At 61.2% G+C, this 2,858-nt stretch carries 5 protein-coding genes and 1 pseudogene; 3 read left to right on the top strand and 3 right to left on the bottom strand.

What is annotated here, in order from left to right; all coding sequences use genetic code 11:
* The 3 genes from EN984_RS29360 to EN984_RS29350 all read left to right on the top strand — a co-directional run.
* Nucleotides 1–703: CoA ester lyase (locus EN984_RS29360; protein ID WP_164765730.1), on the top strand; the 703-nt coding region annotated here is incomplete at its 5' end.
* Between the two features lie 50 nt (nucleotides 704–753).
* A complete protein-coding gene (locus EN984_RS29355; protein WP_127267290.1) occupies nucleotides 754–960 on the top strand; it encodes a DUF1737 domain-containing protein in 207 nt (68 codons plus the stop codon).
* 180 nt (nucleotides 961–1,140) lie between these two features.
* Nucleotides 1,141–1,410 (top strand): GIY-YIG nuclease family protein, encoded by a 270-nt coding sequence (locus EN984_RS29350; protein WP_127267291.1) that lies wholly within the window; start codon nucleotides 1,141–1,143, stop codon nucleotides 1,408–1,410.
* 115 nt (nucleotides 1,411–1,525) lie between these two features.
* Here the strand turns inward: EN984_RS29350 and EN984_RS39050 are convergent.
* From EN984_RS39050 to EN984_RS29335, 3 genes and pseudogenes are all read right to left on the bottom strand, one after another.
* Nucleotides 1,526–1,638, bottom strand: a pseudogene (locus EN984_RS39050) (metallopeptidase family protein); the annotation flags it as partial.
* Nucleotides 1,639–1,691: 53 nt separating this feature from the next.
* Nucleotides 1,692–2,117, bottom strand: a complete 426-nt coding sequence (locus EN984_RS29340; protein ID WP_127267292.1) for a hypothetical protein — start codon at nucleotides 2,115–2,117, stop codon at nucleotides 1,692–1,694.
* A gap of 7 nt (nucleotides 2,118–2,124) precedes the next feature.
* Nucleotides 2,125–2,547, bottom strand: a complete 423-nt coding sequence (locus EN984_RS29335) for a metallopeptidase family protein (protein ID WP_023763026.1) — start codon at nucleotides 2,545–2,547, stop codon at nucleotides 2,125–2,127.
* Nucleotides 2,548–2,858 lie beyond the last annotated feature (311 nt).

Below are 2,858 nucleotides of genomic sequence, written 5' to 3'. Positions count from 1 at the left end.
CCGCCCCAACGAACGCTGCGAGATGATCGTGCGCATCAATGCTCTGGCAACCGAATGGGGCGCCGACGACCTGCTGGCTGCCGCAGGCTGCGAGCCCGACGGCATCCTGTTGCCCAAGGTCGACACGCCGCGCGACCTGCTCGAGGCCGGCGATGTGCTCGACGACAATTTTGTCCCCGATAGCGTGAAACTGTGGGCGATGATCGAGACGCCCAAGGCGCTGCTCAACATCGGCGCCATCGCCGAGCTTGGCCGTGACCCGGCCTCGCGGCTCAGTTGTTTCGTTGCCGGAACGAATGACCTGGTCAAGGAGACCGGCATTCTGGCAACGCCTGACCGACGCTACCTCGTGCCATGGCTGATGCAGATGGTGCTGGCCGCGCGCGCCGGCGGCATCGACATGCTCGACGGGGTCTCCAACGATTTTCGCAACCTCGGCGCTTTCACCCATGAATGCGCGGAAGCCGCGGCCATGGGGTTCGACGGCAAGAGCCTCATCCACCCGGCCCAGATCGAAGCCGCCAACCGTGCCTTCGCACCGTCCGCGGAAGCCGTGGCCGAGGCGCGCTCGGTGAAGGAAGCCTTCGCGCTCGCCGAGAATGCCGGCAAGGGCGTGATCGCGCTGAACGGCAGGATGGTCGAGCGCCTGCACTTGGCGCAGGCCGAAAAACTGCTGGCGAAGGCAGCCGCCATCGGGGCATAAATGCTCGATGGATGCGAGCGGGCTATGGCTACTCACGACAGGACTGAACAATGAAACTCTACCGCTTTCTGTCCGGCCCGGACGATGCCAGCTTCTGCCACAAGGTGACGGCGGCGCTGAACAAGGGCTGGCACCTGTTCGGCTCGCCGACCTATGCCTACGACAAGAAGGCCAAGACGATGCGTTGCGGCCAGGCCGTGGTCAAGGATGTCGACGGCCAGGAATACGGGCCCGATACCAAGCTGAGTGACTGGTAGGGGACAGCGCTGAGGACTCTCTCTTTCTTCGTCATCCTAGGGCGGAGCAAGGAGCGAAGCGACGCGGCGCAGACCCTAGGATCCATGCCGTGACATTGGCCGTAGAATGCGGCGGATCAAAATGGCGCTTGTGCGCGCATCAACGCTCGCTACCCTGAAACCACGACCGGCTACGTCTATATGACCGCGAGTCAGAACCGCGGCACCATCTATATCGGCGTCACCAACGATCTCGGCCGTCGAATGCCTGAGCACAAGGCCGGCCAGGGCTCGCGCTTCACGAGTCGCTACAGCGTACAGCGGCTGGTGTGGTACGAGGAATATTTCGACATTACCGATGCCATCCAGCGCGAGAAGTCATTGAAGCGCTGGCCTCGACAATGGAAGATCGAGCTGATCGAAACGGCCAATCCGGAGTGGTTCGAGCTCTTTCGTGGAACCGGCTGGTAGCCGCTCGGGTTTCTTGCACCGCCGGAGCATAGCATCGCCGTCACGGCATGGATCCTAGGGTCTGCGCCGCGTCGCTTCGCTCCTTGCTCCGCCCTAGGATGACGAAGGTGTGGGGCTACTCGGCCGCTTCTTCGAACTTCTCCATATCATCGTCCGACAGGCCGAATGGTGACCGATCTCGTGGATGTCGCCCAGCGTCTCTTCGTTCTCGGACCAGTAGTCAAGGATATCGACGGTCAGGAATGAGGGCCGAATACAGCGCTTGGTCGATCAGTAACCAGCTACGCCAGATTTTCCCAGGCGGCTCTGATTTCGTTGAACCGTGCGTCTGCGCGGCCCTCGACGTCATCGCAGCCGAAATAGAGGATCGATAGCGCTGCAAGGAGACCGGGATAGCCGGAGACGGAATCCATTCTCGTAAGGATTTCAGGAACCGGCAACCGCTTGCGTTCAATCATGGAGATCGCGCATTCCGCTGTCATAGGTGCCATCGGGTGGTCGAATTCGGATAGCCAGAAATCGACCAGGGCAACGAGAGTGGCCGGTTCGATGGCAGCACTTGCGGGCAGATGGCAAAGCTCACTAAGTGCGAGGAAAGCGGCATTCGGCGAAATCCCGATGGCGGTTGCGATCAGTTCCCGGCTTTGTGAAATGTCGTGGTACGGCCAATTGCAATCGATCAGGTCGGCAAATTCTGCTTCCGTCATCTGAGTGCTACTCGGCCGCCTCTTCGATCTTCTCCATATCATCGTCCGACAGGCCGAAATGGTGGCCGATCTCGTGGATCAGCACGTGGGTGACGATGTCGCCCAGCGTTTCTTCGTTTTCGGACCAGTAATCGAGGATGGCGCGGCGGTAGAGCGTGATGCGGTTCGGGCCTTCGCCGGTCTGCGGGTTCCAGCGCTCGGCGATGCCGCGTCCCTCGAACAGGCCGAGCAGGTCGAAGGGCGTTTCCAGCGACAGGTCGTCCATGATCTCGTCGGTCGGGAACTCGGCGATCTGGATGACGATCTCGCCGGTCAGCTTGCGAAAATCCTCCGGCAGATGCGCATACGCCTCCAGCGCCAGGAACTCCATTTCGTCCATCGAGGGCGAGAGTTCGTCGTGCCAGGTGCGGGTCTTGTAGATGCGGGCCATGCTTTGTCCTTTGATCCCGGCATATAGGCTTTCGCACCGGAATCGGCAAATGAACGGGCCGATGCGCCTGCGCCATCCCTGCCGAGAGGAATAAATTCCCCATGACTCTGCTTGACTCCTGGGTCCCCCTCTGGAATCTATAGGGAACATAACAGGAACAATTGTGAGTGGAAGCTGACCGTCATGGCGATGACCGCCGTGGCGCGGGAGACTGTTTTTGCCCTGCGCCGCCAGATCGCGAAAATCGAGGGAACGCTGCCCGAGCGCTTGGCCGCGCCGGCCGCCGCGCCCCTTCACGCCGACGCCAACAC

The organism is Mesorhizobium sp. M7A.F.Ca.CA.004.12.1.1 (genome assembly GCF_003997835.1).
Lineage (GTDB): Bacteria > Pseudomonadota > Alphaproteobacteria > Rhizobiales > Rhizobiaceae > Mesorhizobium.
The sequence above is the reverse complement of the archived record's forward strand: the minus strand, read 5'-3'. Positions and strand labels throughout refer to the sequence as shown.

Coding starts and splice junctions, on each gene's coding strand:
- EN984_RS29355 (WP_127267290.1), top strand. CDS start 754: ATGAAACTCTACCGCTTTCTGTCCGGCCCGGACGATGCCAGCTTCTGC.
- EN984_RS29350 (WP_127267291.1), top strand. CDS start 1,141: ATGACCGCGAGTCAGAACCGCGGCACCATCTATATCGGCGTCACCAAC.
- EN984_RS29340 (WP_127267292.1), bottom strand. CDS start 2,117: ATGACGGAAGCAGAATTTGCCGACCTGATCGATTGCAATTGGCCGTAC.
- EN984_RS29335 (WP_023763026.1), bottom strand. CDS start 2,547: ATGGCCCGCATCTACAAGACCCGCACCTGGCACGACGAACTCTCGCCC.